Source organism: Bradyrhizobium sp. BR14999 (assembly GCF_056106085.1).
The window spans coordinates 7,578,159-7,602,809 of sequence record NZ_CM148536.1 but is presented as its reverse complement, the minus strand read 5'-3'; the positions used below and the strand labels follow the sequence as shown (position 1 = coordinate 7,602,809).

30 protein-coding genes are annotated in these 24,651 nt (G+C 61.9%); 19 read left to right on the top strand and 11 right to left on the bottom strand.

Going from position 1 to position 24,651, the window contains the following annotated elements; translation table 11 throughout:
* Positions 1 to 545: 545 nt before the first annotated feature.
* Positions 546 to 1,079, top strand: a complete 534-nt coding sequence (locus ACR9YP_RS35540) for a cytochrome b (RefSeq protein WP_474218196.1) — start codon at positions 546 to 548, stop codon at positions 1,077 to 1,079.
* Positions 1,080 to 1,143: 64 nt separating this feature from the next.
* Here ACR9YP_RS35540 and ACR9YP_RS35535 read toward each other — a convergent pair whose 3' ends face one another.
* The 3 genes from ACR9YP_RS35535 to ACR9YP_RS35525 are packed head-to-tail and all read right to left on the bottom strand — an operon-like array spanning position 1,144 to position 2,257.
* Positions 1,144 to 1,416, bottom strand: a complete 273-nt coding sequence (locus ACR9YP_RS35535) for a helix-turn-helix transcriptional regulator (protein WP_474218195.1) — start codon at positions 1,414 to 1,416, stop codon at positions 1,144 to 1,146.
* 14 nt (positions 1,417 to 1,430) lie between these two features.
* Positions 1,431 to 1,661, bottom strand: coding sequence for a DNA-binding protein (locus tag ACR9YP_RS35530; protein ID WP_474218194.1), 231 nt, complete (start codon positions 1,659 to 1,661; stop codon positions 1,431 to 1,433).
* Between the two features lie 11 nt (positions 1,662 to 1,672).
* Positions 1,673 to 2,257 (bottom strand): hypothetical protein, encoded by a 585-nt coding sequence (locus ACR9YP_RS35525; RefSeq protein WP_474218193.1) that lies wholly within the window; start codon positions 2,255 to 2,257, stop codon positions 1,673 to 1,675.
* Positions 2,258 to 2,483: 226 nt separating this feature from the next.
* Here ACR9YP_RS35525 and ACR9YP_RS35520 point away from each other — a divergent pair, with 226 nt between their 5' ends.
* From ACR9YP_RS35520 to ACR9YP_RS35470, 11 genes are all read left to right on the top strand, one after another.
* Positions 2,484 to 2,630, top strand: coding sequence for a hypothetical protein (locus ACR9YP_RS35520; RefSeq protein WP_474218192.1), 147 nt, complete (start codon positions 2,484 to 2,486; stop codon positions 2,628 to 2,630).
* Positions 2,631 to 2,720: 90 nt separating this feature from the next.
* The gene (locus ACR9YP_RS35515) at positions 2,721 to 3,329 is read left to right on the top strand and encodes a hypothetical protein (RefSeq protein WP_474218191.1); all 609 of its coding nucleotides are present in this window, start codon (positions 2,721 to 2,723) and stop codon (positions 3,327 to 3,329) included.
* Complete coding sequence (locus ACR9YP_RS35510) at positions 3,329 to 4,873, top strand: DNA polymerase (RefSeq protein ID WP_474218190.1); 1,545 nt, start codon at positions 3,329 to 3,331, stop codon at positions 4,871 to 4,873. The genes ACR9YP_RS35515 and ACR9YP_RS35510 overlap by 1 nt, the downstream gene beginning before the upstream one ends.
* Before the next feature lie 22 nt (positions 4,874 to 4,895).
* Positions 4,896 to 5,063 (top strand): hypothetical protein, encoded by a 168-nt coding sequence (locus ACR9YP_RS35505; RefSeq protein ID WP_474218189.1) that lies wholly within the window; start codon positions 4,896 to 4,898, stop codon positions 5,061 to 5,063.
* Positions 5,063 to 5,425, top strand: a complete 363-nt coding sequence (locus ACR9YP_RS35500) for a hypothetical protein (protein WP_474218188.1) — start codon at positions 5,063 to 5,065, stop codon at positions 5,423 to 5,425. The genes ACR9YP_RS35505 and ACR9YP_RS35500 overlap by 1 nt, the downstream gene beginning before the upstream one ends.
* Before the next feature lie 141 nt (positions 5,426 to 5,566).
* A complete protein-coding gene (locus ACR9YP_RS35495; RefSeq protein ID WP_474218186.1) occupies positions 5,567 to 5,764 on the top strand; it encodes a hypothetical protein in 198 nt (65 codons plus the stop codon).
* Positions 5,761 to 6,168 (top strand): hypothetical protein, encoded by a 408-nt coding sequence (locus tag ACR9YP_RS35490; RefSeq protein ID WP_474218184.1) that lies wholly within the window; start codon positions 5,761 to 5,763, stop codon positions 6,166 to 6,168. The genes ACR9YP_RS35495 and ACR9YP_RS35490 overlap by 4 nt, the downstream gene beginning before the upstream one ends.
* A 57-nt stretch (positions 6,169 to 6,225) precedes the next feature.
* Positions 6,226 to 7,302, top strand: coding sequence for a hypothetical protein (locus ACR9YP_RS35485; RefSeq protein WP_474218182.1), 1,077 nt, complete (start codon positions 6,226 to 6,228; stop codon positions 7,300 to 7,302).
* A gap of 297 nt (positions 7,303 to 7,599) precedes the next feature.
* Positions 7,600 to 8,202, top strand: coding sequence for a MarR family transcriptional regulator (locus ACR9YP_RS35480; protein ID WP_474218180.1), 603 nt, complete (start codon positions 7,600 to 7,602; stop codon positions 8,200 to 8,202).
* Positions 8,203 to 8,570: 368 nt separating this feature from the next.
* Entirely contained in the window at positions 8,571 to 8,792 is a 222-nt protein-coding gene (locus tag ACR9YP_RS35475; RefSeq protein WP_474218178.1) for a hypothetical protein, read from the top strand.
* A 319-nt stretch (positions 8,793 to 9,111) separates the two neighbouring features.
* A complete protein-coding gene (locus tag ACR9YP_RS35470) occupies positions 9,112 to 9,261 on the top strand; it encodes a hypothetical protein (protein ID WP_474218177.1) in 150 nt (49 codons plus the stop codon).
* A gap of 31 nt (positions 9,262 to 9,292) precedes the next feature.
* Here the strand turns inward: ACR9YP_RS35470 and ACR9YP_RS35465 are convergent, their stop codons facing one another.
* A complete protein-coding gene (locus tag ACR9YP_RS35465) occupies positions 9,293 to 9,502 on the bottom strand; it encodes a PRC-barrel domain containing protein (protein ID WP_474221169.1) in 210 nt (69 codons plus the stop codon).
* 1,082 nt (positions 9,503 to 10,584) lie between these two features.
* On the opposite strand from ACR9YP_RS35465, the gene ACR9YP_RS35460 reads away from it, so the two are divergent.
* Complete coding sequence (locus ACR9YP_RS35460; RefSeq protein WP_474218175.1) at positions 10,585 to 10,866, top strand: hypothetical protein; 282 nt, start codon at positions 10,585 to 10,587, stop codon at positions 10,864 to 10,866.
* A 276-nt stretch (positions 10,867 to 11,142) separates the two neighbouring features.
* Here ACR9YP_RS35460 and ACR9YP_RS35455 read toward each other — a convergent pair whose 3' ends face one another.
* From ACR9YP_RS35455 to pdxH, 5 genes are all read right to left on the bottom strand, one after another.
* Positions 11,143 to 11,805 carry an SOS response-associated peptidase gene (locus ACR9YP_RS35455; protein WP_474218174.1) on the bottom strand — a complete coding sequence of 221 codons (663 nt, stop codon included), beginning with the start codon at positions 11,803 to 11,805 and terminating at the stop codon, positions 11,143 to 11,145.
* Between the two features lie 122 nt (positions 11,806 to 11,927).
* On the bottom strand, positions 11,928 to 12,404 hold the full coding sequence (locus ACR9YP_RS35450) for a hypothetical protein (RefSeq protein ID WP_474218173.1): 477 nt from the start codon (positions 12,402 to 12,404) through the stop codon (positions 11,928 to 11,930).
* A 1,196-nt stretch (positions 12,405 to 13,600) separates the two neighbouring features.
* The gene (locus ACR9YP_RS35445; protein ID WP_474218171.1) at positions 13,601 to 14,848 is read right to left on the bottom strand and encodes a tyrosine-type recombinase/integrase; all 1,248 of its coding nucleotides are present in this window, start codon (positions 14,846 to 14,848) and stop codon (positions 13,601 to 13,603) included.
* Between the two features lie 917 nt (positions 14,849 to 15,765).
* Positions 15,766 to 16,518, bottom strand: coding sequence for an SDR family NAD(P)-dependent oxidoreductase (locus tag ACR9YP_RS35440; protein ID WP_128939757.1), 753 nt, complete (start codon positions 16,516 to 16,518; stop codon positions 15,766 to 15,768).
* A gap of 38 nt (positions 16,519 to 16,556) precedes the next feature.
* Positions 16,557 to 17,198 (bottom strand): pyridoxamine 5'-phosphate oxidase, encoded by a 642-nt coding sequence (pdxH, locus tag ACR9YP_RS35435; RefSeq protein ID WP_128935310.1) that lies wholly within the window; start codon positions 17,196 to 17,198, stop codon positions 16,557 to 16,559.
* Between the two features lie 113 nt (positions 17,199 to 17,311).
* Here pdxH and ACR9YP_RS35430 point away from each other — a divergent pair, with 113 nt between their 5' ends.
* Both ACR9YP_RS35430 and ACR9YP_RS35425 read left to right on the top strand, forming a co-directional pair.
* A complete protein-coding gene (locus tag ACR9YP_RS35430; RefSeq protein ID WP_164934631.1) occupies positions 17,312 to 17,719 on the top strand; it encodes an RT0821/Lpp0805 family surface protein in 408 nt (135 codons plus the stop codon).
* Positions 17,720 to 17,827: 108 nt separating this feature from the next.
* Entirely contained in the window at positions 17,828 to 18,793 is a 966-nt protein-coding gene (locus tag ACR9YP_RS35425) for a DnaJ C-terminal domain-containing protein (protein ID WP_474218168.1), read from the top strand.
* Positions 18,794 to 19,115: 322 nt separating this feature from the next.
* Here the strand turns inward: ACR9YP_RS35425 and ACR9YP_RS35420 are convergent, their stop codons facing one another.
* Together ACR9YP_RS35420 and ACR9YP_RS35415 are read right to left on the bottom strand one after the other, a co-directional pair.
* On the bottom strand, positions 19,116 to 19,886 hold the full coding sequence (locus ACR9YP_RS35420) for an anti-sigma factor family protein (RefSeq protein ID WP_474218166.1): 771 nt from the start codon (positions 19,884 to 19,886) through the stop codon (positions 19,116 to 19,118).
* Between the two features lie 103 nt (positions 19,887 to 19,989).
* On the bottom strand, positions 19,990 to 20,478 hold the full coding sequence (locus tag ACR9YP_RS35415) for a sigma-70 family RNA polymerase sigma factor (RefSeq protein WP_091893603.1): 489 nt from the start codon (positions 20,476 to 20,478) through the stop codon (positions 19,990 to 19,992).
* Between the two features lie 171 nt (positions 20,479 to 20,649).
* On the opposite strand from ACR9YP_RS35415, the gene fabI reads away from it, so the two are divergent.
* The 4 genes from fabI (at position 20,650) to ACR9YP_RS35395 (ending at position 24,650) form a co-directional block, all read left to right on the top strand.
* Positions 20,650 to 21,459: an enoyl-ACP reductase FabI gene (gene fabI / locus ACR9YP_RS35410; RefSeq protein WP_128935306.1), complete on the top strand. Its 810-nt coding sequence runs from the start codon at positions 20,650 to 20,652 to the stop codon at positions 21,457 to 21,459.
* Between the two features lie 73 nt (positions 21,460 to 21,532).
* The gene (locus ACR9YP_RS35405) at positions 21,533 to 22,132 is read left to right on the top strand and encodes a histidine phosphatase family protein (RefSeq protein WP_474218163.1); all 600 of its coding nucleotides are present in this window, start codon (positions 21,533 to 21,535) and stop codon (positions 22,130 to 22,132) included.
* 124 nt (positions 22,133 to 22,256) lie between these two features.
* Positions 22,257 to 23,345 carry a chorismate synthase gene (gene aroC / locus ACR9YP_RS35400; RefSeq protein ID WP_370984947.1) on the top strand — a complete coding sequence of 363 codons (1,089 nt, stop codon included), beginning with the start codon at positions 22,257 to 22,259 and terminating at the stop codon, positions 23,343 to 23,345.
* 114 nt (positions 23,346 to 23,459) lie between these two features.
* Positions 23,460 to 24,650: an adenylate/guanylate cyclase domain-containing protein gene (locus tag ACR9YP_RS35395; RefSeq protein WP_438111700.1), complete on the top strand. Its 1,191-nt coding sequence runs from the start codon at positions 23,460 to 23,462 to the stop codon at positions 24,648 to 24,650.
* Position 24,651 lies beyond the last annotated feature (1 nt).

Below are 24,651 nucleotides of genomic sequence, written 5' to 3'. Positions count from 1 at the left end.
CGCCCGTCGGGCAAAACACCGCGCGATCACAACTGTGTTGTCAAGGGGCCCGCTTGGAAATATTCCACTTTACCGAAATTCGGATTTGTCGTATGTGTCGCCCATCCCGGCTCATCCTTGAGGGGCGATCGTGTGGTCGTCATGTTTCGCGAGCCGGGCTTGCGGTGGATGCAGCAGCGTCGGGCGCGAACAGCCAGGGGCAGGGCGGATTGCTCTCCGTGAGCCCAGGGCTTCGTGCGGACGGACGGCGCTGTCAGGTTCGTCTCGCCCGTAAGTTTCCGGCTCCGTCGACAGGGCTGGGAAAACTGCGGCGAAATGGCGGACCGTGCGTACGGCAAAACCGTGTGGTCCTGACTGCAAGCTCAATTTCTGTTCTTCATTCAACAGACAAAACGTAGATTTATCAAAGACTTAGGCGATATTCGCCGACAAGGAAAAAGACCCGCCGGGATCAGCCGGGACCTATTAGGCCCTGTTTCAAGCTTCGCCGCTTAGGTCTGATCAAGATCAAAACTGCCTGCCTGTGCGCATGCGATAAAATAACCATGAGCCGCATTGTCGAAACAGGCGAACATTATGATCCGACCACCGTCTGGCTGCATTGGATCACCGTCGCCCTCATCGTTGTCTTATGGGGAATAGGTCAGACCGGAGACCTCTTTCCGCGCGGACCACTCCGCACCGCAGTGTGGTCCACGCACGTCGTGTTGGGCTTCCTCACCGCGTTCGTTCTCATGACGCGAGTTGCTTGGCGGGCGCATTTTGGGCGCGTGCTGCCGCCTGCCGATAGCGGGACCCTCTATATGATCGCGAGACTAACGCACTTCGCCTTGTACGTCCTGCTTGGCCTCGTGGTCGTGGCTGGCATCGTTGATGCATCGTATCGCGGCTTCAATATCTTCGGACTGTGGTCGGTGCCGCAATTCGGCAGCGGTGACGCGGCGACCCGTCATAGTATCAACGAGTGGCACGAATTCGCGGCCAATGCGCTAGTCTTGGTCGCCGCAGTTCACGCCTTGGCGGCGCTGGGGCATCAATACGTATGGCGTGACCATTTGCTCGACCGTATGCGGCCGTAGCCGCTCACAAGCAATCACACTTAGACTTTTTCTATATTCGAGCCGGTGGCCTTCCGCGCCTTGCTCATTGTGACCGGCGGCGTGCTTTGCCCCGGCTACGGCCATTCACCGCGTTCTGCCACGCGACGATCTCGTCCTCGAACCAAATGCGTCTGTTCGGTGAGATGTAAGTCGATCGCGGAAACTCGCCCTTGCGTTCCATTCGCCACAACGTCGAGCGCCCGACCGGGACGATCTCAAGTACCTGCCTTTCGTTCAGCATGCGTCGAGGACGAGCCAAGGGTTTGTCCGGCGCACCGTCTTCCGCCTCAACCTCGGCTCGCTTCGCATCCAGCATCGCGAACTCCTCGACTACGGGTAAACACTCGGGAGCGCTGTCTTCTCTTGCTCGGCGATCCACGCGCGCAACGTGCTTCGGCGGGCGCAGATCACGTCACCGAGACGAAACAGCGGCAGCCCCGAGCGTGCAGCCAGATGGTAGACGCGCCGCCGCTTGTTCGGCGAGCCGAACAGAAACCGGGCGATCTCGTTCGCGCCTTCAAGCAAGTCGTCGGCAACGCAATCGTTTTCGACGGATTTCATGTGCTTCTCTCCTACGCACGAAGAACATCGGCGACAGCCAGTATCGTTCGGTGAGTTATTCTTGTTCTTTCCTTGCGGTCACCATGCGTTTCGGCTTCTGCTCGCCGTCGATCGAAAAAATCGATGTAAACTCCTTGGCTGTGCGGTCCCCAAATTCCGAGTAGGACTGAAGGCGCGGGTTTCTCGAACTCGATCTCGAGCCGATACTCGCCGTCGGCATAGGGCCGCCTACCGAGACGATGGCCACGTGTCCCGAGAAGGGTTACCGCCTTGGTAACGTAATCGGCCAAGCATTCCCGCTTTGCTGCCGAAATCATTTCTTCCAGTTCGCTGCCGAACTGGCTCGGTCTGCGCTTCGCTTCGAGCGCTCGATACGCCTCGACGGCGGCGGGCGCGGTGCGCGCCGTATCCGCAGTATTCGTTGCGATCAACAGGTTCGCCGCGTCCGGCTCAGACATTTGGGCAGCAGAGGTTCCCCTCCCGGAGGTCCGGATGAGACCGTGCTCGCGAACCGCGCGGGCGATCGCGCCAACGCGCTCCGCGTCGATGCCTTCCACAGCGGCTATGGCCGCAACCAATTCGCTAAGCGTCGCCATGACTGGCTCCCATCTGTAATATTTGCAAATGGTCGGGGATGTGTCAAACTCCCATTCGATAAAAAGACAGATGGCAGGAATGCTGTCCGAAACGAAGACGCCGCCCTGCTTGCTTGGGGGCAAGCAGGAGCGGCGTCAAACTTGATTGCCGACCGGATGAAGGTCGGGACCTTGAGCGCCCCTTTTTAGCCCGGTCTATCCGAACCCCGCAAGCGCGAGCCGGGCCATGAACGATCTCATTGCTTCCACGGCCACCGTCGCCTTTCTCGCCCAAGTCGAGAACCGCGCCATCCTTTACGGCATCGTCGCTGCGATCGGACAAGACGCCGTGCAAGCGATCCTCGCTGAAGTTTTTGTTGGGGCGGTCCGATGAACACCGCCCGCGCGCCTCCCACAGCATCCGCAAAAAGAAAACCCCGCTCGATCGAGCGGGGCCAGTCCCTACGAATTCAGGAAACCTCGAATGAATAAGCCCACATTACAGGCGGTCAACCCGGAAGCCGCAGACACCAACCCCTCGCTCGATCCCTTCGTCCCCGAGAACCTGCGCTTGAGCCAGTCGTTCACCGAGACGGTGGGCGTGAAGAAGCTCCTGACGACGGTCCCGGTACGCAAGCCAGGGGCGCAAGACTTCGTCCGGGTGCATCCCAGTCCCGAATATCGCGAGAACTTCCCGATCATCGAGCTTAAAGACGAGCGGGACGAATACATCGTCACCACCGCCCTTGTGCCGGAACTTGCCGGCGAGTTCGTCACGAAGACACTGTATACGGCGATCAACCGGCAGGGCACCTTGTTCTTCTGGCCCGTGCGGCTTCCTTCTGCAGACGGCAAGGACATGAACTGGTGGCGTTCGGCACGGGAGGCCGCAGCGCTTGCGGCAAGCGACTGGGTTCGCATTAAGCCGAATATGAGCCTCGGCGCCTATGAGATCTTCAAGGCCGAGAGCGCGATGAGCGAGCCGGAGTGGCCGGGACTGGGTTTCTGGGATCTGATCAGGATCGCTTTCCGTGACCATCTGATCGATCGGATCGACCACCCGGTGATCAAGCGGCTGCGCGGGCAGGCGTGATGCTGGACACCTTCCGCGAGGTGGTGGTGGTGGATACGGAGTTCACCGCCACCGCCGGCGAGCGACCGGTCCCTGTCTGCCTTGTCGCGCATGAGTTGCGGAGCGGTCGTCGCTTCCGCATTTTTCAGGGCCAGTTCGGACCGGCGCCACCATATGCGGCCGGACCCGATGCGCTGTTCGTGGCCTTCTACGCGTCCGCGGAGTTGGGCGTTTATCGCGCGCTTGGCTGGCCGATGCCGCAGCGCATCCTCGATCTCTTCATCGAATTCCGCGACCGCACCAACGGCTTGTCAACGCCAGCCGGCTCGGGATTGTTGGGCGCGCTGACCTACTTCGGTCTTGACGCCATGGGCGCCATCGAGAAGCAGGAGATGCAAGAGGCAATCGGTGCTGGCACTTGGCAGGGCCGGTACACGCCCGAAGATATCCTCGACTATTGTGAGACGGACGTTAGAGCGCTCGTTCGCCTGTTGCCCCTCATGCTGCCGCGGATCGATCTTCCGCGGGGGCTGCTACGCGGGCGCTACATGGCGGCTGTCGCCGGCATGGAGCACAACGGCTCGCCGATCGACGTCGAAATGCTGGCGCGCCTGCGGCAGCGCTGGACGGGCATGCAGGACAACCTCATCCGCGCGATCGACAACTACGACGTCTGCGAAGGGCGATCGTTCAAGTCCGAACGGTGGGCCAAGCTCATGGCCTCGTTGGGCATCCCATGGCCGGTCCACGAAACCGGTCAATTGGATCTGAGCGACGAGACATTTCGGCAGTTGGCGAAGTCTTATCCCGTGGTGTCGCCATATCGCGAGCTCCGTAGCTCTCTATCCGACTTGCGTCTCAACGATCTTGCCGTCGGGAAAGATGGTCGCAACCGCACAATATTGTCGGTGTTTAGATCGCGCACCGGTCGCAATCAACCTTCCAATAGTCGGTTCATATTTGGGCCTTCGGTATGGCTTCGTGGCCTGATCAAGCCACCGCCGGGCCATGCCGTGGCCTACGTGGATTGGGCGCAGCAAGAGTTCGGCATTGCCGCGGCCCTGTCTGGCGACACGGCAATGCAGGAGGCTTACCGTTCCGGCGAACCGTACCTTGCCTTTGCGAAGCAGGCGGGCGCGGTGCCGGCGGATGCCACCAAGGAGACGCATGGCCAGCAGCGCGAGCGGTTCAAGCAATGCGCTTTGGCGGTGCAGTATTGCATGGAAGCCACCAGCCTCGCGCTACGGATCGGGCAACCACGCATCGTCGCACGTGATCTATTGCGGGCACACCGCGACACCTACCGCCGGTTCTGGGCATGGTCAGACGCAGCGCTCGATACCGCCATGCTTACCGGCTCGTTGCACACCGTCTTTGGCTGGCACGTCCACATCGGCGAAAAGCCCAACCCGCGAAGCCTCCGCAATTTTCCCATGCAAGCGAACGGCGCCGAGATGATGCGCTTGGCCGCCTGCCTCGCAACGGAACGCGGGATCGAGGTTTGCGCCCCGGTGCACGATGCTTTTCTTATTTGTTCTTATTTGTGCACAACTCGATCGGCTTGAAGCCGATATCGAGATCCTGCGCATGGCCATGGCCGAGGCGTCGAGGGCGGTGCTCGGCGGCTTCGAACTCGGGACCGATGTCCACATCGTGCGCTACCCAGATCGATACATGGACGCACGCGGCCGCGTTATGTGGAACCGGGTCACCGAGCTGCTCAACCAAACTGATCTAACAAGGCAAACCGTGTGATGGACGACGATCCCTATGCCGAGCTGAAGCAGCATCGGCTGACACCAGAAAAACTGGCACAGTTGGCCTTGGTTCCAAGAAGAGTACAAAAGCGCCGGGAGCAATTCGTCAAAGTGCCGTGGTCGTGGATCGAGCGGATGGTGAAGACCAAAAGTGCTAACACCTATCGGGTGGCACTGCATCTGCTGTACGAGCGCTGGAGGCGCGGCGACCAACCTTTCGTTTTGCCCAACGGGATGCTTGCAATGGAGGGGGTCAGTCGGTTTGCCAAGTGGCGCGCGTTGGCTGAATTGGAACAGCTCGGCCTGATTTCGGTCGAGAAACGTCCCCATCGATCGCCAAAGATTACGGTCCATCTCTGAACGTGCTGCATCGATGCAGCAGGTCGGCATTGCATATGTGCAGCAGGATTTTCGAAAACCTGCTGCGGCGGCGCTCACCCGATCTGAGTCTTATCTGTGTCTCTCATATTCTCTCCTGTTTAGAAGCTGCGGAACTCAACCATGAGCACCATCATTGAGGCGGTGACCCAATACGAAGAAGAGCATGCCTTCGCCCGGCAGCTTCTGCTACCCGAAGAGGATCGAGCGAAATACACTTCGGCAAAGTGGGAAGGCGGCTACCGCTGGTTTCGATCACCAAACGTTGTTTGCTTGGAGAAGGTTCGGCTGTTGAAAGCCGAAGACGAAAGCCCGCCATGACCACGCCGCTGCGCCTCGAACCTGCGTCCCTGATCGCGCTTCGTGACGGCTCGATTGATGCGCTCGACGCGGCCCGGCTTGCAGATGCGCTCCGGGTCAAGCCCGGCGAGCGCTCTTGGGCGACACGAGCCGCGCTCGCGGAGCGGGACGATTTGATCCGGGAATATGCGCGCCAGCGTTATCCGGGTCGCAGTCGAAACGAGCAGTCGCAATGCATCGAACGCGATTTGGCCCGCTACGAAGCGGGCGCTTGGCGGCATGCGCGCGCCGCGCTTGAGTGTCCCCACCGCGATCCTCATCGAATACTTCTCTGGCGAATTTTCAAGGCGTGGCCCGTATCTCTCAAGGCGCGGAGGATCGATCAAATCCTTTCCGGCCGAACGGTTTGCAACAGGCTCCCCTGATTTCGTTGCAAACGAAGTGTGGTCTGATCGCGTCATCGATCATCGAGTGAGGCAATCATGACGCGATCTCAGAATTCTGGGTTTCCCGTTGCGCCCGCCGGGTCGCCGCTGCACGCGGGCATCGTTCCGGGTTTGGTGCCCGGCATCACGGCTTTGGCGCTCGGCGACGTGGTCGATGCACTGCCCGACCCGGCGGCAGAACGTTTGCACAGGCTGCGGCAGGAGCGCGAGGACGCTGCTGTCCTCACGCGCGCCGCTTTCGAACAATGGCAAGAGTTGCATACAGAGGCGCAGCGCCGCCGCAGTCGCATCGGCCAACTGCGTGCGCCGCGCGGCGTGGGCAAAGGCCTCACCGAGCCCGGCTACGCTCTGGATGACGACGATCCGCGCGTCACGGTCGAGCAGGCAGCGCTGACCAAGCAGGAGGCCGAGCTTGCCCGGCTCAAGGCGGCGGAAGATCAGCACGGCGCGCGGCGGCGCGTTCTTTCGACGTTGGTCGCCGCGACAGAGACTTGGATCAAGACCGTGCCCACCGGCATGACGATCGCGATGCATCCGCCGGTCGAGGCGCAACTGAAAAAGGGCGAGGCCATCGCCGATGCCGTCGAGCGCCTTCGGCGTCGCGGCCGGGAACTGCAAGCCGATCTCGATCGGGTCCGTGCCGCGCCGTGGCCGTCCTCGTTCGCGCGAGAGCGGATGCGGGCGCAGATCGTGTCGATGGCGGAAGCCGGTCGGCCAGCGGCGCATCATCTCGTTGATTTCAACGAGGCGGTGGTGTTCGCGACGCGCAACGTTCCGGTTCGAATTCTCAACAGCACGCCGGAGGCGATCGGTTTCGGCGAAATCCCGGACGTAATGGCGTTGCTCGCATGGCTGCATCAAGACGAGTTGATCCGCAGGCTGGACGCCGAGATCGATGCGACGGCCGATGACGCCAACGCATTGGATGCGGATCAGCGCCGCCAGGCGCAAGCGGAAATCAGCGCCGATCGTCTGAGCATCGAGCGCGAGGAGGCCGAGCTATGTTGGCGTCAAGCGGCCGACGGCGGGCCGATCCTGCATCGGGTCGATCTCAGTCCGGCGGCGCTGTTGGGCGTGCGGCTGCTCCCCACGTCCATCGCCGATGCAGGCTAGGTTTCCGGGATGCGCTGCCGACTACGTCGAGCAGTTGGCGGCGCGTTTGGCGCGGCGGATAGGCGGTTGCTCCTTCCTGTTCGCCGCGTGCCTGTCGAGTGCAACTGGCTTTGTTAGGGGGAATGGCAGTCTGTCCTTGACGCCAGCGTAGTCAGGTTCATGTAAGGAAAGGATCAAAAATCCGGCTTTGCGCGGTCATTGCAAACCTTCGTATGTAAGCGTCCGGCTCCTTTCTTAGTGCGTTCCGACTTCAATCAAGCGATACATTGCCATAGGATACGAGGGGCGGGCGCGAGGATGATCACAGCAGCACGTGAGGCAGTCGACCTGCTGATACAGGCGGCGAGCAACTGGCAGTTTGAGGATCATCGGCACGGACTGCTTGATCGAGAATGGTTGGCGCTGCGATTTCTTGCTCGTGCTAACAGGTTCTCAAGAACACCCTCCGCATTAGCCCAGTTCGTCGGCACCAGTCGGGCCACAGCTTCTCAGACCGTTGGGCGTCTTGAAGATAAAGGTTACATCCAGCGCAGACGTTCTGATCAAGACAAGCGCTCGGTGATCCTTGATGTCACCCCTCAAGGAGAAAATGTCCTTGCGAGCGATCCCATCGCGCCGCTCGTCAATGCGATTGCGGGACTTGCACTTGGCGCGAATAAATTTCGCGACTTACTTCGTAATATCTTGGAGCAGTTGGACGCCCGTCGGGATCGTCACCATGCGGATAGTTGCAGACAGTGCATCTTTTTGACTGAACCGACCTCCAAGCGTGGGAGCAAAACGCTGCCGGAATACACATGCCGCTTCTTTCGAGCCCGTCTCAGTGGATCAGAACTCGATCTTCTGTGCGTCAACTTCGAACAACATAAGGGAGGCGCGTTCCAGACTTCTCATAGCTGAGCGAGCGCCACTTGCTCTTTGCCCCGGTAAGCGGGCTACGAGCCGTTTACCGGCGTTTACGCAATCCTGCGCGGTCCTCCTCCCATAGGCCCCGCCGACAGCGCACAGGCGGCGCTCCTACAGAAACCAAACCCGAAAAACACCCGGACGAAATATCCTCGAAGGGGGCGGTCGCGCGTCCCGGCGCAATTTTGTTTCGCTAGGAGGACCCGCACAAGTGGGGTACTAGATTTGTTCTACTATCAGTAGAACTACCGAGAACGCTCTTTGCTCGCCCTCATCCCGACGTCCGGCGGCCTCATGATCGGCGGCGGTAAGCTCCGGTTCCATGGTACTGTGCAGTGTCATAGGCATGCTGGAGGGCAGACATGGCTATCTACCTACATTTGCAGACCCACGGTATGGCACCGAAAGAGATTGCCTGTATTACAAGGGCTTACGAGCAAACATTACGTGCCCTCTGCGTTAAGGATCGCGACGACCCGCTCACGGAAATGATCGCAAAGAAGATCATCAAGATCGCGCAAACCGGCATCAAAGACCCCGCGCAAATCTCAGCCCTGGCGATCAAGGAACTTGAAATGCGCTGAGCGACTGCGCCCTTAGAGGGGTTGGAACCGAAACATTCCCACCGTCGGGAGGTTGGCTATTGGGCTGCGGGGCTTCGCAATATGCGAGGCGCGCCATGACCCCTCTGCCGGTCGGCGATGTGTTTCTTATGGTCGCAATCATGGCCGTGACCTTCATGGTCGAGGTTGGCCTTTTTATCTTGGTCGGGATGTTCTGAGCCTCGTTCGTTTAGGGACACGCCTGCGGCGTCCGGATGTCTAAATTCGGGCTCAAATTTTTCAAAGTTCCCCGCAACCATCGGCACCGTTCGGCGTCATGGCTCGAAGTGCGGAGCGTGTTATGGACGACGACGAGGAACAGCAAGAGCTTCAAGATCAGATCATGCGCTACCGCATGATGGAGCGTGATGTCACCGATCCTCTCGCGCTCGGCCTCCTGCACGACATTGTTGCGGAATTAGAGGCGGCGCTGCAAGCATCCAACGATTAGCGGATGCAAGGCTCGGAGCCCATGTGAGGGTCTAGCCCTCCACAAGCTTGATGGTTGAGACCGGCCATCTCCCGTCGTGGCCTTTGATCGAAATCCGAAGCCCGTGCAATTCATCCAGCGAAACGTTCTCCACCTTGCCTGCCTTTCCATCGGTGAGCACGACAGCTTTGCCGATCAATTCGGACTGCGCCTCACCGTACTCACTCAAAATTCTTAATGCACGGCGTTTCACCGATGGCATTGCTCGTCCATGTTCGGCCATCTGCGGCTCAACGACGAGGTTTTTTCCTATGCTCTACACCGGGAACGATTGACGGTGAGCGCTCCTCTAAGTTCCGGAGCCGTTCGATTTGCGTTTTAAGCCTCTCCGGTTGGTCCGGCTCAGGCTTTAGCGCCTCGCGCAATTTCTCGGCAATTTCTTTAGCGATGGCTCGGCTGTGTTTGTGGTCTATGTCAATGCGGCGGGGCACGACAAAACCTCCTGCCTGCCCCTTTCGCAGCTTCTCCGCCTGCGAGCACGGCTGCCCTAGTAAAGGAACCGGAGACCGCCGCTTTTGGCTATCTGCGCGAGCGCTTGTATTCAGAACAGCGGATCGCTCACGGCGACCTTTGGCTATCCCGCGACATGCGCCGTGTTAGTACCGGCGAGCGGCGGCCTCGTGTTCTTCCAGAAGCCCTGGCAGGCGCTTTCGTTCCTTGGGATCGACGCAGGGTCCTTCGAACGGGCAAACGAACAGCACTCGGGAACGATTTCTAAGAGCGCTCGGTTAGTTCATGGCGATGAAGGGAGGGACATCCGATGAGAACCGAATATCTCGCTGCGGTTGCAATAGCTGCTCTTATTGCTTGCACCGGGCTGGCCGTCAATTCGCTGTCGCTGCCTACCGGAAAGCAGTCCACGTCGGCCACGCAAGTTGCGGACCGATTAGCTATGTCCACGCACCCGTTTTTGGTGCGGTCCGGTGGCTAACAGATGCGGTGAGGCAGGCTCGTAGAGAACTGGCAATAAGCTAACTGTCGCGGAACCCGCGCGGCCCGCGCTAGCTTTGAGCGATCTGCCGACCGCTGCGCGACGGGTGGCAAAACAGCTTTAGCGCGACCTCTTCGGTCTGCGTTGCATCCAACGATGCTCACATCTAATGGTTAAGTCATTTCGCGCTGTAGTTGGATTTTTATTTGCGCAGCAGCGATCTTGAGTTGTTTGATGAAGTTTTGCTGAAACAGAAGGCTGCTATGCTAAATTTTAGGTAATTAGCCCTGTTCCGTTTTTGCACCGAACAAGCAAGTCAGCCAATCATTCTTTGAGATTGGCGCAGCCTGTGGATGGGCTACATCGGACAGCCATCGCTGGGGCTAAGTTTATCCGAAAATCCGTGGTGGAAATATCTCATTGCGATAATCAAAGGATGGGGGCCCTCCATGCCCGCCATATTCAACCTGCTCTACCGCGAATATTGCCGCGCCCGCCTCGCTGAAATGCGGAAACAGCTTCTGATCGCGCGTGAAAGTCCTGACTTCCTACACGCGGATTGCGATCTTGCTGATCAGAGCGGTGTTGGTGGGACAGACACGCGGCACGAAATCGGTCACGGCGCGCCGAATTGAAGCGCCCCCGAAACTGGGGGCCTCTCCTTGCCGCAGCAGTGAGCAACCAACTGGCAACAGTTTGGGAGGGCAACAATGAACACACCCGAATGTTATACCGTGATGGTCGCTTGCGTCTCGTCCCTAACTATTATCGGTTTGATGGTTGTTGGGGCTTGGTGAGCGCCGATCTTGCTGGCCTCCACAGCCATTGTTGGAAGTCCATCCTCGTGATGGGCTTCGGGGGACCGCCTTTTCATCCAAGGAGGCTGTGTAGGCAAGCACGTTCAATCGTGCTTATGCCGCCGCACGGTCTTCCTTGTCCTCGCCTCGCATCACGATCCTGAGTGCATCGTCCGGCAGTGGCCGTTGCATTGCCTTCGCTTCACCCCACGGCGCGCGCATCCAGACGTCGTGCTCCTCGTCGGTAGTCAGTATCACCGGCATGGCCTTCGAGTGGATCGGCTCGACCACCGCGTTCGGTGAGGTCGTTAGGAAGCCGTAGACCAAATGTGGTCCGGGGATCGGCTTGGATTTGGTGCCCCGATCGCCTTTGAACTCGGTCCAGACGCCCGCGAAGGCGAACAGCGGGCGATCTTCATTCAGCGCAAACCACACCACATCCTTTTTCTTGGTCTCGGGGTTCGGCTCGGGCGCATACTCCGCGGAGCTGTTCGCAGGCACCAAGCAGCGGTTCTCAGGTTTGAGCCATCCGCGCCAGTGCGGCGAGGACGTGTTGCGGATGTTCGTCACTGGCGGCCCGCCCGTGCGCGGTGGCGGCGGCATCCCCCACCGCATCAACACCATCTCGCGCCCTGCGTCGCTGTTACGGATCACCGGAGCCGGATAGTCCGGAAACACGCCGGGCATCGGGGCGAGATTGCCGACGTAGCGATTGACCACGCGGAACAGCGCGCGGATCGCCTCTTGGTTCGTGGTGATCGAATACAGGTTACACACCGGCTTCTCCTGTCGGAGAAAACACGGTCAACTTTGGTCGCTCCGGCAACGTCGCACGCCCGCGCCGCCGATGCTTTGGCGTAAGCGCAAAACTGAGAGCCATTGCGTGGCTCAGCATTCTTCTAATCTGGCGCTCGTAATGGGCATACTCTTTGACAAGATCTCGCCCCGTCATTTTGATCGCCTTTGGATTGCCGAACAGCGCCAGAGGCAGGATGTGGAAGGTGCCATCCAGTTCCGTGCATTTCATCCAAGGGCATGTGAATGCCGATGTTGCGTTGGTCAGCGATCTTGTCGCTATTATCAATCAGCCACTTGATCTCGGCGAGCAATGGATTATCCGGTTTCAACTTCGCGCGCGCTGCTGCCAGCAACATCCTTCTTTGCGATCTGTCGCTGTCAAGCGCATGCCACGCGGAAAGCGCAAGAGGCCAATCCTTCCGTGTAAAGAGCTTTCCAAACAATGTGGCAAGTTCTTCCTGATAGTCGTTCCAGGCGACCACGATCTTGCCAATCGCCCGCTCGTGCGCTGCCGTCAGTCGCTCATACTCTTCCTGTGACCGCTTCACGATTTCCACCCCGGCGAAAAACGGCACCAAGTGCCCGACGTGTCACGGCATTTGGCACGGTGTAGCCCAATGGGCGTACGATAATTTGAACCGGGTCGTTCTGCGCGGAAGCCTCAAGTTGTCATTAGCTGTGGACAACTCCGGAGATAAGAAGCGCGGTTTGGCACACCATTGGCACAGCGGCTGGAAGCCGCTGCCGATTGTCGTTCCCGACCAATCCTTTGCCGCAGTCAGGTAGCTCCCCCTGCCAAGGAAGTTAAAGCGGGCACTATTTCGGTTGACCGGCATACGAATGGACGCGCGCATAAATCGCCTCTCCGAAAGGCTCTCAAGCTTTCCAAATGGAGAGCCATGCATGCGCAATCGGACTACAGGTCAGTTTCTGGGGACTGCATCTCAAGGCGGAGGGCATAGTAGGAACTGCTGCGGTTCTGCTGATCGTCATCTGTGGTAGCGGCGTCGAGGCTTTAGCATGCGAAAGAAAGCGTGTATCCCCTTGAAGCTGGATGCAAGAAGCCCGCCGAGACGGCCTCCGGCGGTCACGTTGTGCTGGCTTAAAGTTCTCAAGAAGGTGGTTTAGGCGGCCACACGCAGTTCTGCCTGTGCTTCGCCGCCAATGATCCGCCGAGGCTCGGCCGCGACCCCCGTCCAGCCTGGCGCGCTTCTGTTGCATCCGCTTCGACTGATTGTAGACGGTGCTCGTCACCCGGTTGACCCTCTCGCCATCGTCCTTGGTCACGGCATGGTCGAGGCACTTGGCAATGGCGCGGTGCACGGACGATCATCTCGGGCACGAAAGTTTGACGCGTACCTCAGGCGGTGACGACGACCGTGTGACCGCAGCGCCAGCAGCGGACGGGCCACCATCACGCTTCGTCACGCGTTCTCTAGGCCACCATCCACACGCAGGCCGACTGCGGCGAGCCCGAACAGAGATAGATGACGTAGAAGTGACCGTCCCACGCCCAATAAGAATTGAAGCAATGCATTGCGCCGCGTGGATGACGCTCAATCGGCCGGGCGTCAATTGGGACTTTTCCCAGTGCTGCATGAGACCTTCGACGTACCGTAGAAGCCCGGATCGCATTGCCAGCGCAATTCGCGTTAGAACGCAGTTCGCACCGGGGCTGGCAATCTCAGTACGGAAAGATAACTCATTCCGGTGGGCCGCAGAGCAATCTGCGGCCATTTCGTTTTGTCTGACCCATCCGTGATGCACTGAGCGATCAGGCGACGAGCCGCAGGCCGGTGTCCGCTTGATGCGCTGGTGCAGGCTCGGCAATGATCCGCCGCAGTTCTGCGGCCCATGCCTGCAAGACTTCCCGCTTCTCTTTCACCTCGCGATCCTCAGCGTGGACGTAGTGCTTGCCGGTGACGGGTGGCAGCTTGATGCCGTCCTCCGTGGTCACGCGATGATCCAAGCAAAGCGCGATCTTCGCCATCGGCTGACCGATCCGGCGCGCCCAGCTTGCCGCCGTCCGCCGCAGATCGTGTGGCGTGAACGGCTCCAACCCGAGCAACTGGCAGATGCCGGGCGTCCTCACCTTGCCCTTGCGCTTGTCGCCACGCAGCGCGTCGGCCATTGCTTTGCGGTGCATCGGCTTGTTGTCGAGCGGGCTGGCGAATACGAAATCCTTGTTGTTCCCCTTCAAGGCTTCCCTGACGATCTCCACCGCGAGGCTCGACAGCGGCTGTTGGATCATTCGCCGCTTCTTGACCCGCTTAAGTGGCACGTCGAGGCGCGGCTGCTCTCCGTCTAGGTCGATCAGTTCGTTGCGATGCGCGCCGAGCAGTTCGGCCGAGCGCAGCATGGTTGCCAACTCGCACTTGAGCGCGAGCCGGGTCCTCCGGTCCCATGAGGTCATCAGGTCCTCGCGGTCGAGGCCGTGCCAGAAAATCCTGATCTCGTCCTCGCTCAGCACGCGCGTGCGCGGATGCTCCGGGTCGAGGGGCTCAAGATCACTGCAAGGGTTGGCGGTGATGTACTCGCGCCGCAATGCCCACCGGAACATGCCCGATGCCGCCTTGCGCATGTGACGCGCGTTGCTGACCGACGGCTTGCCGCCATGCCGACCCGCCACGATGTCGTCCGACAAAGCCTGAATGTCGCCTCGGGTGACGTCGGCTGCGATCTTCCGGCCCAGCTTCGAGCCGATGAAGCGGCGCAGATGGCTGGCGGTGTTCTCCCAGCTTTCCAGCCGGGGCCGCATCTCGCCGTCCGCCTTGCGAACGGGCGTCTGCATCCACTCGATCCGCTCCTCGATGATCTCGTCGACCGTCTTGCCCCGCTTCGCCTGCCGCTCTTTCCGGTCGCGGAAGGTCTCGGCCAGCGCCTCGCCCCCCATGCCCTTGAGGCCGTAGACCTTGCTCCGAGCGTCCTCGACGGTGAAGGTCTCGGGGTTATAGAGGCCGAGCCATCCGGTTCGCTGCTTACCGGTCGCCCGATCGCTGAACTTGAAGGAGAAGGTCGCCACGCCAGCCGTGGTGATGCTGACATAGAGGCCGGGGCATTTGCGGTCGTAGAACTTGACCCGTTTGGGCACCCGCCTTTCGCAAAGGCGGTTGGTCAGAATGACGCTGCCGTTGCGGGCGCGCTTGCCAGCGGGGGCGGCGGTGATGGTAGTATCCATTTCGGTTTCGGCTCCTAAGGCTTGGGACCAAAGGGCTCGGCTTTGAGGCTTTCAGTTTGTCGTGCGGACGCTGAAAGGCTTAGGGCCGGGCCCTAGATTTGACGAAACCCGCCGAAGCGCCCAGAAACAGGCTAGACGGAAAGGGCTTGTTTTAAAGGGTTTTGTTAGTTTCAGCCGGTCTCACCGAATGCCAAAATATAGACGTGTGGTCCTGGCCGTCGTTGCTACGGTCAAGCTCTTGCGGATGCGGCAATCGCGTCAACCGGCGCGGTGTCGGCGACTTTCGCAAGCGTGAGGGAGGCCAGAAGGAACTCGGCTCCCGGGAGAGCTCGGTATACGCCGTCCGACCATCGCGCAGGGAAGGCCGAGTGATTGGCTACACCTGTATGCTGCTGTGCGGTTCTTCCTGCGTGTGCTTTTCGCGCAGCGGACCGCGGGTGCTAGGTCAGCACCCGGCCTTCCCTGCGCCCTCTTGGCTTCGAGGGTGGAGAGATGAAGCAAAGCTCGGGCGAAAAACGCCGCGAGAATGCGAACGCATGTCTGCAGCCACAAACTCGCTGTCATCGCCCGGCTTGACCGGGCGATCCAGTACGCCGAAGCGGCAGTGATGAATCGAGAAGCCGCGGCGTACTGGATTCCCCGCCGGAGCCTGTCATCGGGCCCGCCGAAGGCGAGACCCGGTGGCGGGGAATGACAGTGGAGATTGGAGTGCGAGCCGTCGCCTCATGCTCGGTCATTGCGAGTGCAGCGACGAGAACGGATCAAACGTGCTGGCCGCCGTTGATGTGGATCTCGGCGCCGTTGACGTAGGAGCTGGTGTCCGTGCACAGCACATAGATGATCTTGGCGACCTCGTCGGGTGTGCCGAGCCGATGCATCGGGATCTGCTGCTCGACGATCTTCTCGGTGCCGGGCGACAGGATCGAGGTGTCGATCTCGCCGGGCGCGATCGCGTTGACGCGCACGCCGATGCGGCCGAAGTCGGAAGCCATTTCGCGCGTCAGCGCGGCGAGCGCGGCTTTCGACGTCGCGTAGGCGGCGCCCGCGAAGGGATGCACGCGCGAGCCCGCGATCGAGGTGACGTTCACGACCGATCCCCTGGCCGCTTTCAATTCCTCGATCAGCCCGCGCGCCATCATGATCGGCGCGAAGAAGTTGACGTTGAAGACATGCGTCCAGGTGTCGAGATCGGTGTCGACCGAGCCGAGCCGCGCGCCGCCCGCGCCCTTCGGCGAGATCGCGGCGTTGTTGACCAGCGCATGCAGCGTGCCACCCTCGAGCCGGCGGCGGATCTCGGTGATCGCGCGCGCGGTATCCTCGGGATCGCCGAGGTCGACCTGGATGTGGTCCTCGGGGCCTGCGTCCCACGGGCAGTCCTCCGGGAAAGCATGCCGTGAACAGGTGATGACGCGCCAGCCGGCCGAGGAGAAACGGATCACGGTGGCGTGGCCGATGCCGCGGCTGGCCCCGGTCAGGAGCAGCGTACGACGCGGCACATTGGACGAATGCGGCATGGACATCTTTCAGGTCGGCCAAAAGCTAAAGACAAGGCTCAAGGATACATCCGCGTCTTGGACCACTTCTGGCCGGCCGCGTCACGGCGAAATTCGATGCGGTCGTGCAGGCGGAATGGGCGGTCGTGCCAAAACTCGATGCGCACCGGCGTGATGCGCCAGCCGCTCCAGCCCGGCGGCCGCGGCACCTCGCCGATGACGTATTTGGCCGCGACTTTCGCGATGGCCTGTTCGAAGGCAAAGCGGCTCTCCAGCGCCTCGGATTGCTTGCTCGCCCAGGCGCCGATCTGGGCCTGCTTGGGGCGGGTGGCGAAATAGGCATCGGCCTCGGCGTCGGTCACCGGCGTCACGTTGCCGCGGATGCGGACCTGCCGGCGCAGCGACTTCCAGTGAAAAAGTAATGCTGCCTTAGGATTTGCGGCGAGTTCGCGGCCCTTCTGGCTGGCGATGTGGCTGTAGAAGACGAAACCCTCGGTATCGAAACCCTTCATCAGCACCATGCGCACGTCCGGAAGCCCATCAGGGTCGACGGTCGCGAGCGCCATCGCGTTCGGATCGTTCGGCTCGCTCTTGATCGCCTCGTTCAGCCAGGACTCGAACAATGCAAATGGCTCGTCGGCGGCGGTGAAATCACCGGATGTTAAGGGTGTCTGGTGTTTCATCGAGGTCGTGTCGGTCATGTCTGGAGTCCGAGTTGCGTCCCGCGGCCCAAAACGCGCTATTGTCCGCTACCGCCCTATATAGGGCATGGGGACGCGTTGGCCTATCGGTGATCCGTCCGTCCGGCTTCGTCATGACGATGATTCTAATCGGGCTTGGTGCCGGCGGTTGCAGCTTTTCGCGCAACGACAGCAGTGCCTATGCCAAGGCCGACGACAGCGACCTGACCGGATCGATCGCGCGGCCGGCGAAGGACGCCCCGCCGACCGAGACCGATCTCGCCTTCGCCCGCAACGCCGCCTCCGACGTCCTCAGCAAGGGCGACAAGGATTCCAGCCAGCACTGGGAGAATCCGGAGACCGGGGCGCGCGGCTCGGTCACCCCGATCGCCCAATCCTATGCCGCCGAAGACGGCCGCAAGTGCCGCGACTTCCTGGCGAGCTACGTCAACGGCAATACCGAAAGCTGGCTCCAGGGCGCCGGCTGCCAAAGCAGCCGTGGCCGTTGGGAGATTCATACGCTAAAGCCGTGGCGGAGCTAGGATCCGGCGCGGGCCCTAGTTGCAAAAATGCCACTCTCTCCCCACATGATCTGCAGGTGGGGCGGGGAGCCCTTTGAACAATTCGATTCCGTGAAGGAGACGTGACGGATGCGCGACCCCTATGAGGTCTTGGGGGTGCCGCGGAGCGCCAACGCTGCCGCCATCAAGAGCGCCTATCGCAAGCTTGCCAAGAAGCATCATCCCGACAGCAACAAGGGTGACCCGAAGGCTGCCGAGCGCTTCGCCGAGATCAACTCGGCCAACGAGATTCTCGGCGACGAGGACAAGCGCAAGCAGTTCGACCGCGGCGAGATCGACGCCGAAGGCAAGCCGCGCTTCCAGGGCTTTCCGGGGGGCGGCGGGCCGCGCGGGCGCGCGGGCCCCGGCGGGTTCGAGAGCTATACGTTCCGGAGCGGCGGTGCGGGTGCCAGCCCGGGCGGCGGCGCGTTCGAGGATATCCTCAACAGCATGTTCGGCGGTGGGATGCGTGGCGCGCGGCCCGGGGCCGGGGGCGGCGCCCAGTTCGACTTCGACACCGGCGGGATCGGGCTCGATCTCGACGTGAACGTTGCCATGTCCGTCTCTCTGGAAGAGGCGGTCAAGGGCGGCGAGAAGCGTGTCCGGCTGCCCACGGGCAAGGAGCTGAACGTCAAGATTCCGGCCGGCGTCACCGAGGGCCAGCAGATCCGGCTGAGGGGCCAGGGCGAGAGCGCGCAGGGCCATCCGCCCGGCGATCTCCTGATCACCATCAACATCGCGCCCCACCCCCACTTCAAGGTCGAGGGCGCCGACTTGCGGATCGACCTGCCGGTCACGCTCTATGAGGCGGTGCTCGGCGGCAAGGTCCGCGTCCCCACCCTCGGCAATGCCGTGGAGCTCTCGGTCCCGAAAAACACCTCCAGCGGCCGAACCTTCCGCCTCAAGGGCAAGGGACTGCCGAAGGCCGGTGGAACCGGAGACCTCTTCGTCGTCATCAGGATTATGCTACCGGACGGGAACGATGCCGAGCTTGAGACATTGATGGAAAAGTGGCGGGACCAACATCCCTACAATCCGCGTAGCGGGCTCGGCTAGGGCGCTATCCGAGGCCGCCTCGACGATCGGAGCATTCTCTTCCTGAAAGGATGATGCTCAACATACGCCTGAAGCGCGGTCGCGCTTCAACGCTGACGTTTGAGGCGTGTCGGCTGTCCGGCGGGGCCGCCGATAAAAAGGTGCGGCCTCGAGAGGGGGACCAGCGCGGTACCAAAAACCCCAATCGAGGCCGCCTGCGTCGATCGGCGGATCGAACGCTGCTCATTTTCGCGTGATCATCCGGTGCGATTCTGAGACGCGTCGATGTCCTGATTCCAAATTTTCGATGTCGGAATCGAGGCATCGCGATAGCGCGGGTTGTCTAGGTACCGTGCTTCTCTGCCTGGTCGTAAACGGCCTGCGCCACCTTGGTCAGCCGGTCGCGGTCGGCGCCGCCGCTGACGACGTAACCGACGCCGCGCTCGGCCCAGAACAGCGCCCCGTCCTTGTCCGTTTTGGCGTAGCGCATCTGCGTCGCGCCGTTCTCGGTCTTGGCCGTGTAGATCGTGTACCGCTCGCCCGAGGCGCCCTCATACATCAGGAACGACGCCGGACCTTTCGGCCCCGGCAAGAGCCGGCCGCCGACGAGCTTCAGCCCGCTCGCCTCCAGGTTCGGCGCGAACACGGTCCAGCCGCAGCGCCGGGTCAGCCAGGCCTGGAGATGGTCACGCTCGTTGCCGCCGACCTCGACGGGGTGGCGGACCTCGACGACGTAGAGGCGGTGGGCGTCGAGCGCGTCCGCCGTAAAACTCTGGAAGGTCGAGGGCGCGTTGGCGGCGCCATGCGCGATCCAACCGGTCGTGCCGCCGGCGACGAAAGCAACCAGCACAGCCGCGGCGGCGCCATAGAGCCATTGCCGGGGTCGGCGCTCCAGCCGCTCGAGCTCCAGCCGTGCCGGCACCGGCTCCTGGGCGACGGAGTCGTAGCGGGCGTGCAGCATGTCGGCCATGGCGCGCCAGGACTGCACACGCTCGGCCTCGTCAGGATGGGCGGCAAGCCAGGCCTCGACGTCGGCGCGACGTTCGGCCGGCAGCTCGCCGTCGACATAGGCGTGCAGCTCGTCTTCGGTGATCGGAATGTTGCGGTCGTTCATATCGGTCGTCTCTGGCTCTGCGGCCCAAAATGTCCTTCGTGGCTCAACGCCGCTCGCTCCATCTGCGTGTGGGCGGACAACACGAGATGCATCAGCCCTGCCATCATTTCACCCGCCTGAGCGCCGGGCGCGCGCCCTCGAGCGAGGCTTTGACGTGGGCGCGGGCGCGCGCCAGGCGCGACATCACGGTGCCGATCGGCACGCCCTGAATGTCGGCGACCTCGCGATAGCTCATGCCCTCCAGCATCACCAGCAGCAGCACCGAACGCTGCTCCTCGACCAGCGTCGCCAGCGCCTTCTCGATGTCGCGCCCTTCGGCCTCAGTCCCGCTGGCATCCGGGTTGTTCTCCGTCAGCGGCATGAATTGCGGCCGCCTGGCCAGTGAGCGCCGCCGGTTCTTGTTGAGGTTGGTCAGGATCGTGTAGAGCCAGCTCCTGACGTCGCCCCCGAGGAACAGACGCTCCGAACGCAGCGCGCGTACCAACGTATCCTGTACCAGATCGTCGGCCGCATCCGCATCGCGCGTGAGCGCGCGGGCATAGCGGCGCAACGCCGGGATCATGGTTTCCACACTCTGGCGAAACGCATTCATTGCGGTTTTCACGTCCCGGTGTTCGGCGCGAGCGCCACAACGATCATAACACCCGAATGAAACGGCTATTCCGGTGCTCGAAACAGCGTTAACGCCGCGTATTAGGACTGTACCGCGAAGGAGGGCTGGTGTACCTCCAGACCTTAACCCGCTCGATGGGACGTTGAAAAAATGGCGCAGAATTCAGGTCTGATGCAGGGCAAACGGGGCGTGATCCTCGGCGTTGCCAACAACCGATCGATCGCCTGGGGCATCGCCAAGGCATGCCGCGCGGCCGGTGCCGAGCTCGCCTTCACCTATCAGGGCGATGCGCTGAAGAAGCGCGTCGAGCCGCTCGCCGCGGAGGTCGGCGGTCTCGTGCTCGGCCATTGCGACGTCACGGATGCCGCCACCATCGACGCCGCCTTCGCGGTGCTGAAGGAGAAGTGGGGCAAGATCGACTTCCTGGTGCACGCGATCGCCTATGGCGAGCAGCTCGACGGCCGCTATGTCGACACCACGCAGGAGAACTTTTCGAAGTCGATGCTGATCTCCTGCTATTCGTTTACCGCGGTGGCGCAGCGCGCCGAGAAGCTGATGACGGATGGCGGCTCGCTCATCACGCTCAGCTATTACGGCGCCGAGAAATGGATGCCGCATTACAACGTCATGGGCGTGGCGAAAGCTGCGCTGGAAGCCAGCGTGCGCTATCTCGCCGCCGATCTCGGCGAGAAGAACATCCGCGTCAACGCGATCTCGGCAGGTCCGATCAAGACGCTCGCCGCCTCCGGCATCGGCGATTTCCGCTATATCCTGAAGTGGAACGAGTACAACGCGCCGATGCGGCGCAACGTGTCGACAGAGGATGTCGGCGGCAGTGCGCTGTATTTCCTCTCCGACTTGTCGCGCGGCGTGACCGGCGAGGTGCACCACGTCGATTCCGGCTATCACGTGCTCGGCATGAAGCGCCCGGACGCGCCGGATATCTCACTCGGCGGGTAGAGCATGATCCGGAAAAGTGGGAACCGGTTTTCCGATAAGATCATGCTCGAACAAGACTAGCCTTCGAACCGCAATGCCCGTGCCCACGATCTATTTCCTGCGCCACGGCGAGACCGAGTGGAACGCGCTCGGGCGGCTCCAGGGCGCCCAGGACATTCCACTGAATGCACGTGGCCGCGGACAGGCCGTGCACGCAGCCGGCGTTCTCGCCGATCTGTTGAGGCGCGACGGCAAGGACAAGGCGGCGCTGCCCTACGTGTCGAGCCCACTCGGGCGTGCGCGCCAGACCATGGAACTCGTCCGCCGCAAGCTTGAAATGCCGCTTGCCGATTATTCGCTCGACGACCGCCTGCGGGAGATCGGCTACGGCACCTGGGAGGGGCTGACACTGGCCGAAAGCGAGGCCTCCGATCCCGAGGTCTACGCAAGGCGCCTCGCCGACAAATGGACGGTCGCGCCAATCGGTGGAGAGACCTATGCGGCCGTGCAGCTGCGTATGCTCGATTGGTACGAGTCGCTTCTGATCGATACCGTCGCGGTCGCCCATGGCGGCACCTGCCGGGCCCTGATGGTAGCTTTGGGCATCGAGACCCCCGCCGGTGCCGCCGAGCTCTATATCGAGCAAGGCGCCGTCTATGTGTTCCGCGACCGGCGGCTGGAGAAGTTTAGTTAGCCTGGAACGCGGTCATTGCGGGTTCGATGCTTCGCATCGCCCCGGAATCACCGAGTGTGTGTTTGACCCGGGTGTTCCCCCGCGTTACCACCACAAGTCAGAACTGACTGACGAGTAGAGACGGATGTCCTTCAACACCTTCGGCCACATGTTCCGCGTCACCACCTTCGGCGAGAGCCACGGCGTGGCGATCGGCTGCGTGGTCGACGGCTGTCCGCCCATGATCCCGCTCACCGAGGCCGACATCCAGGGCGATCTCGACCGCCGCCGGCCCGGCCAGTCGCGCTTCACCACCCAGCGCCAGGAGCCGGACCAGGTCAAAATCCTGTCCGGCGTGATGGCGCATCCGGAGACCGGCGTGCAGGTGACGACGGGCACCCCGATCGGGCTCCTGATCGAGAACACCGACCAACGCTCGAAGGACTATTCCGAGATCAAGGACAAGTTTCGCCCCGGTCATGCCGACTTCACCTATGAGGCGAAGTACGGCCTGCGCGACTATCGCGGCGGCGGGCGCTCCTCGGCGCGCGAGACCGCGACGCGCGTTGCCGCCGGGGCGATCGCGCGAAAAGTGCTGCCCGACGTCAAGGTGCGCGGCGCACTGGTGCAAATCGGCCCGCACAAGATCGACCGCGCCAAATGGGACTGGGACGAGATCGGGAAAAATCCGTTCTTCTGTCCCGACAAGGACAAGGCCGCCTTCTTCGAGACCTATCTCGACGGCATCCGCAAGAGCGGCTCCTCGATCGGTGCGGTGATCGAAGTCGTCGCCGAGGGCGTGCCGGCGGGCCTGGGTGCGCCGATCTATGCCAAGCTCGATTCCGATCTGGCGGCCGCGATGATGACCATCAACGCCGTGAAGGGCGTCGAGATCGGCGCCGGATTTGGCGCGGCCGAATTGACCGGCGAAGAGAACGCCGACGAGATGCGCACCGGCAATGACGGCACGCGCTTTCTCTCCAACCATGCCGGCGGTGTTCTGGGCGGCATCTCCACCGGACAGCCGGTGGTGGTGCGTTTTGCCGTGAAGCCGACCTCGTCGATCCTCCAGCCGCGCCGCACCGTCGATCGCAAGGGCACTGATACCGAGATCGTCACGAAGGGCCGCCATGATCCCTGCGTCGGCATCCGCGCCGTCCCCGTCGGTGAGGCCATGATGGCCTGCGTGCTGGCGGATCACTTTTTGCGCGATCGCGGGCAGGTGGGACGCTAGTTCTTTCACCTCTCCCGTAGGGAGAGGTGAGCACACCGCGGATAACGCGCCCTGTCGCGGTACTAGCCCACCGCGCAGCTTGACGGGCCCACAACTTCGTCCGCAAATGCGGGCATGAACAGCTCCGAGCTCCAGCGCATCTGCAACTGGCTGATCGGCGGTGCCTGGTCGTCGCTAGAGCCGGCCGAGATGATCGCCGATTTCTGCGAACGTCTGGTCGCGGCCGGCCTGCCAGTGTGGCGGTTCGGCATCTTCATCCGCACGCTGCATCCGGAAATCTTCGGCCGCAACTTCATCTGGCGGCAGGGTGGGGAGGTCGAAATCGGCAGCGTCGATTTCGAGATCCTGGAGACGCCCGAATTCGCCCGCAGCCCGCTCCGCATCGTGTTCGAGCAGGGGGTGGAGGTCAGGGGACGCGCGAGCGATCCCGACAGCAAGCGATTTCCGTTCCTCGACGACATGCGCGCCGAAGGCGCGACCGACTATATTGCCGTGCCGGTGCCTTTTCTCGATGGCTCCATCCACGCCACGAGCTGGATCACGCAGTATCCCGGCGGCTTCAGCGACGACGACATCGCGGCGATCCGAAGCATCATAGCGCCGCTCGCGCGCGTCAGCGAGATCATCAGCCTGCGACGCACCGCCGAGATGCTGCTCGACACCTATGTCGGCAACCGCGCCGGCGCACGCATTCTCGGCGGCCAGATCCGCCGTGGACACACCGACACCATGCAGGCGGTGATCTGGCTCTCGGACCTGCGCGGCTTCACTGCGCTGTCGGACCGGCTGCCAGCCGAGACGGTGGTCGCAATCCTCAACCATTATTTCGATTGCCAGGTCACCGCGATCCGGGGCCACGGCGGCGAGGTGTTGAAATTCATGGGCGACGGCCTGCTCGCAGTGTTTCCGATCGACGAATATGTCGGCGATGCCGCCCATGTCTGCGCGCGCGTGCTGGAGGCGGCGCGTGAATCGCGCGCCAGCGTGGAGCAGCTCGCGTTTCCGGTCGGCGATGTCGTCGAGCGCTTCCGCTTTGGCGTCGCGCTGCACATCGGCAACATCCTCTACGGCAATATCGGTGGCGGCAACCGGCTGGACTTCACCTGCATCGGCCCCGCCGTCAATCTCGCGGCCCGGCTGGAGAAGATCACGGGGCGGCTGGGGCGGACCGTTGTGGCCTCGGAAGGTTTTGCCAATGTCTGCCACCACGATTGGCACGAGCTCGGCGAATTTCCGATCGCAGGATTTTCCAAGGCACAGCGCGTGTACGGGCTGGCCGAAGAAACGCACGCGCTGGTGGGCTGAG

Excerpts from the sequence above, each read along its gene's own strand:
- aroC (WP_370984947.1), top strand. The coding sequence starts at position 22,257 with ATGTCCTTCAACACCTTCGGCCACATGTTCCGCGTCACCACCTTCGGC.
- ACR9YP_RS35530 (WP_474218194.1), bottom strand. The coding sequence starts at position 1,661 with ATGAAATCCGTCGAAAACGATTGCGTTGCCGACGACTTGCTTGAAGGC.
- ACR9YP_RS35540 (WP_474218196.1), top strand. The coding sequence starts at position 546 with ATGAGCCGCATTGTCGAAACAGGCGAACATTATGATCCGACCACCGTC.
- ACR9YP_RS35535 (WP_474218195.1), bottom strand. The coding sequence starts at position 1,416 with ATGCTGGATGCGAAGCGAGCCGAGGTTGAGGCGGAAGACGGTGCGCCG.
- ACR9YP_RS35405 (WP_474218163.1), top strand. The coding sequence starts at position 21,533 with ATGCCCGTGCCCACGATCTATTTCCTGCGCCACGGCGAGACCGAGTGG.
- ACR9YP_RS35425 (WP_474218168.1), top strand. The coding sequence starts at position 17,828 with ATGCGCGACCCCTATGAGGTCTTGGGGGTGCCGCGGAGCGCCAACGCT.
- fabI (WP_128935306.1), top strand. The coding sequence starts at position 20,650 with ATGGCGCAGAATTCAGGTCTGATGCAGGGCAAACGGGGCGTGATCCTC.
- ACR9YP_RS35495 (WP_474218186.1), top strand. The coding sequence starts at position 5,567 with ATGAGCACCATCATTGAGGCGGTGACCCAATACGAAGAAGAGCATGCC.
- ACR9YP_RS35525 (WP_474218193.1), bottom strand. The coding sequence starts at position 2,257 with ATGGCGACGCTTAGCGAATTGGTTGCGGCCATAGCCGCTGTGGAAGGC.
- ACR9YP_RS35460 (WP_474218175.1), top strand. The coding sequence starts at position 10,585 with ATGGGCTACATCGGACAGCCATCGCTGGGGCTAAGTTTATCCGAAAAT.
- ACR9YP_RS35510 (WP_474218190.1), top strand. The coding sequence starts at position 3,329 with ATGCTGGACACCTTCCGCGAGGTGGTGGTGGTGGATACGGAGTTCACC.
- ACR9YP_RS35475 (WP_474218178.1), top strand. The coding sequence starts at position 8,571 with ATGGCTATCTACCTACATTTGCAGACCCACGGTATGGCACCGAAAGAG.
- pdxH (WP_128935310.1), bottom strand. The coding sequence starts at position 17,198 with ATGACCGACACGACCTCGATGAAACACCAGACACCCTTAACATCCGGT.
- ACR9YP_RS35480 (WP_474218180.1), top strand. The coding sequence starts at position 7,600 with ATGATCACAGCAGCACGTGAGGCAGTCGACCTGCTGATACAGGCGGCG.
- ACR9YP_RS35395 (WP_438111700.1), top strand. The coding sequence starts at position 23,460 with ATGAACAGCTCCGAGCTCCAGCGCATCTGCAACTGGCTGATCGGCGGT.
- ACR9YP_RS35420 (WP_474218166.1), bottom strand. The coding sequence starts at position 19,886 with ATGAACGACCGCAACATTCCGATCACCGAAGACGAGCTGCACGCCTAT.
- ACR9YP_RS35520 (WP_474218192.1), top strand. The coding sequence starts at position 2,484 with ATGAACGATCTCATTGCTTCCACGGCCACCGTCGCCTTTCTCGCCCAA.
- ACR9YP_RS35470 (WP_474218177.1), top strand. The coding sequence starts at position 9,112 with ATGGACGACGACGAGGAACAGCAAGAGCTTCAAGATCAGATCATGCGC.
- ACR9YP_RS35415 (WP_091893603.1), bottom strand. The coding sequence starts at position 20,478 with ATGAATGCGTTTCGCCAGAGTGTGGAAACCATGATCCCGGCGTTGCGC.
- ACR9YP_RS35485 (WP_474218182.1), top strand. The coding sequence starts at position 6,226 with ATGACGCGATCTCAGAATTCTGGGTTTCCCGTTGCGCCCGCCGGGTCG.
- ACR9YP_RS35515 (WP_474218191.1), top strand. The coding sequence starts at position 2,721 with ATGAATAAGCCCACATTACAGGCGGTCAACCCGGAAGCCGCAGACACC.
- ACR9YP_RS35505 (WP_474218189.1), top strand. The coding sequence starts at position 4,896 with ATGGCCATGGCCGAGGCGTCGAGGGCGGTGCTCGGCGGCTTCGAACTC.
- ACR9YP_RS35440 (WP_128939757.1), bottom strand. The coding sequence starts at position 16,518 with ATGCCGCATTCGTCCAATGTGCCGCGTCGTACGCTGCTCCTGACCGGG.
- ACR9YP_RS35465 (WP_474221169.1), bottom strand. The coding sequence starts at position 9,502 with ATGCCATCGGTGAAACGCCGTGCATTAAGAATTTTGAGTGAGTACGGT.
- ACR9YP_RS35430 (WP_164934631.1), top strand. The coding sequence starts at position 17,312 with ATGACGATGATTCTAATCGGGCTTGGTGCCGGCGGTTGCAGCTTTTCG.
- ACR9YP_RS35490 (WP_474218184.1), top strand. The coding sequence starts at position 5,761 with ATGACCACGCCGCTGCGCCTCGAACCTGCGTCCCTGATCGCGCTTCGT.
- ACR9YP_RS35500 (WP_474218188.1), top strand. The coding sequence starts at position 5,063 with ATGGACGACGATCCCTATGCCGAGCTGAAGCAGCATCGGCTGACACCA.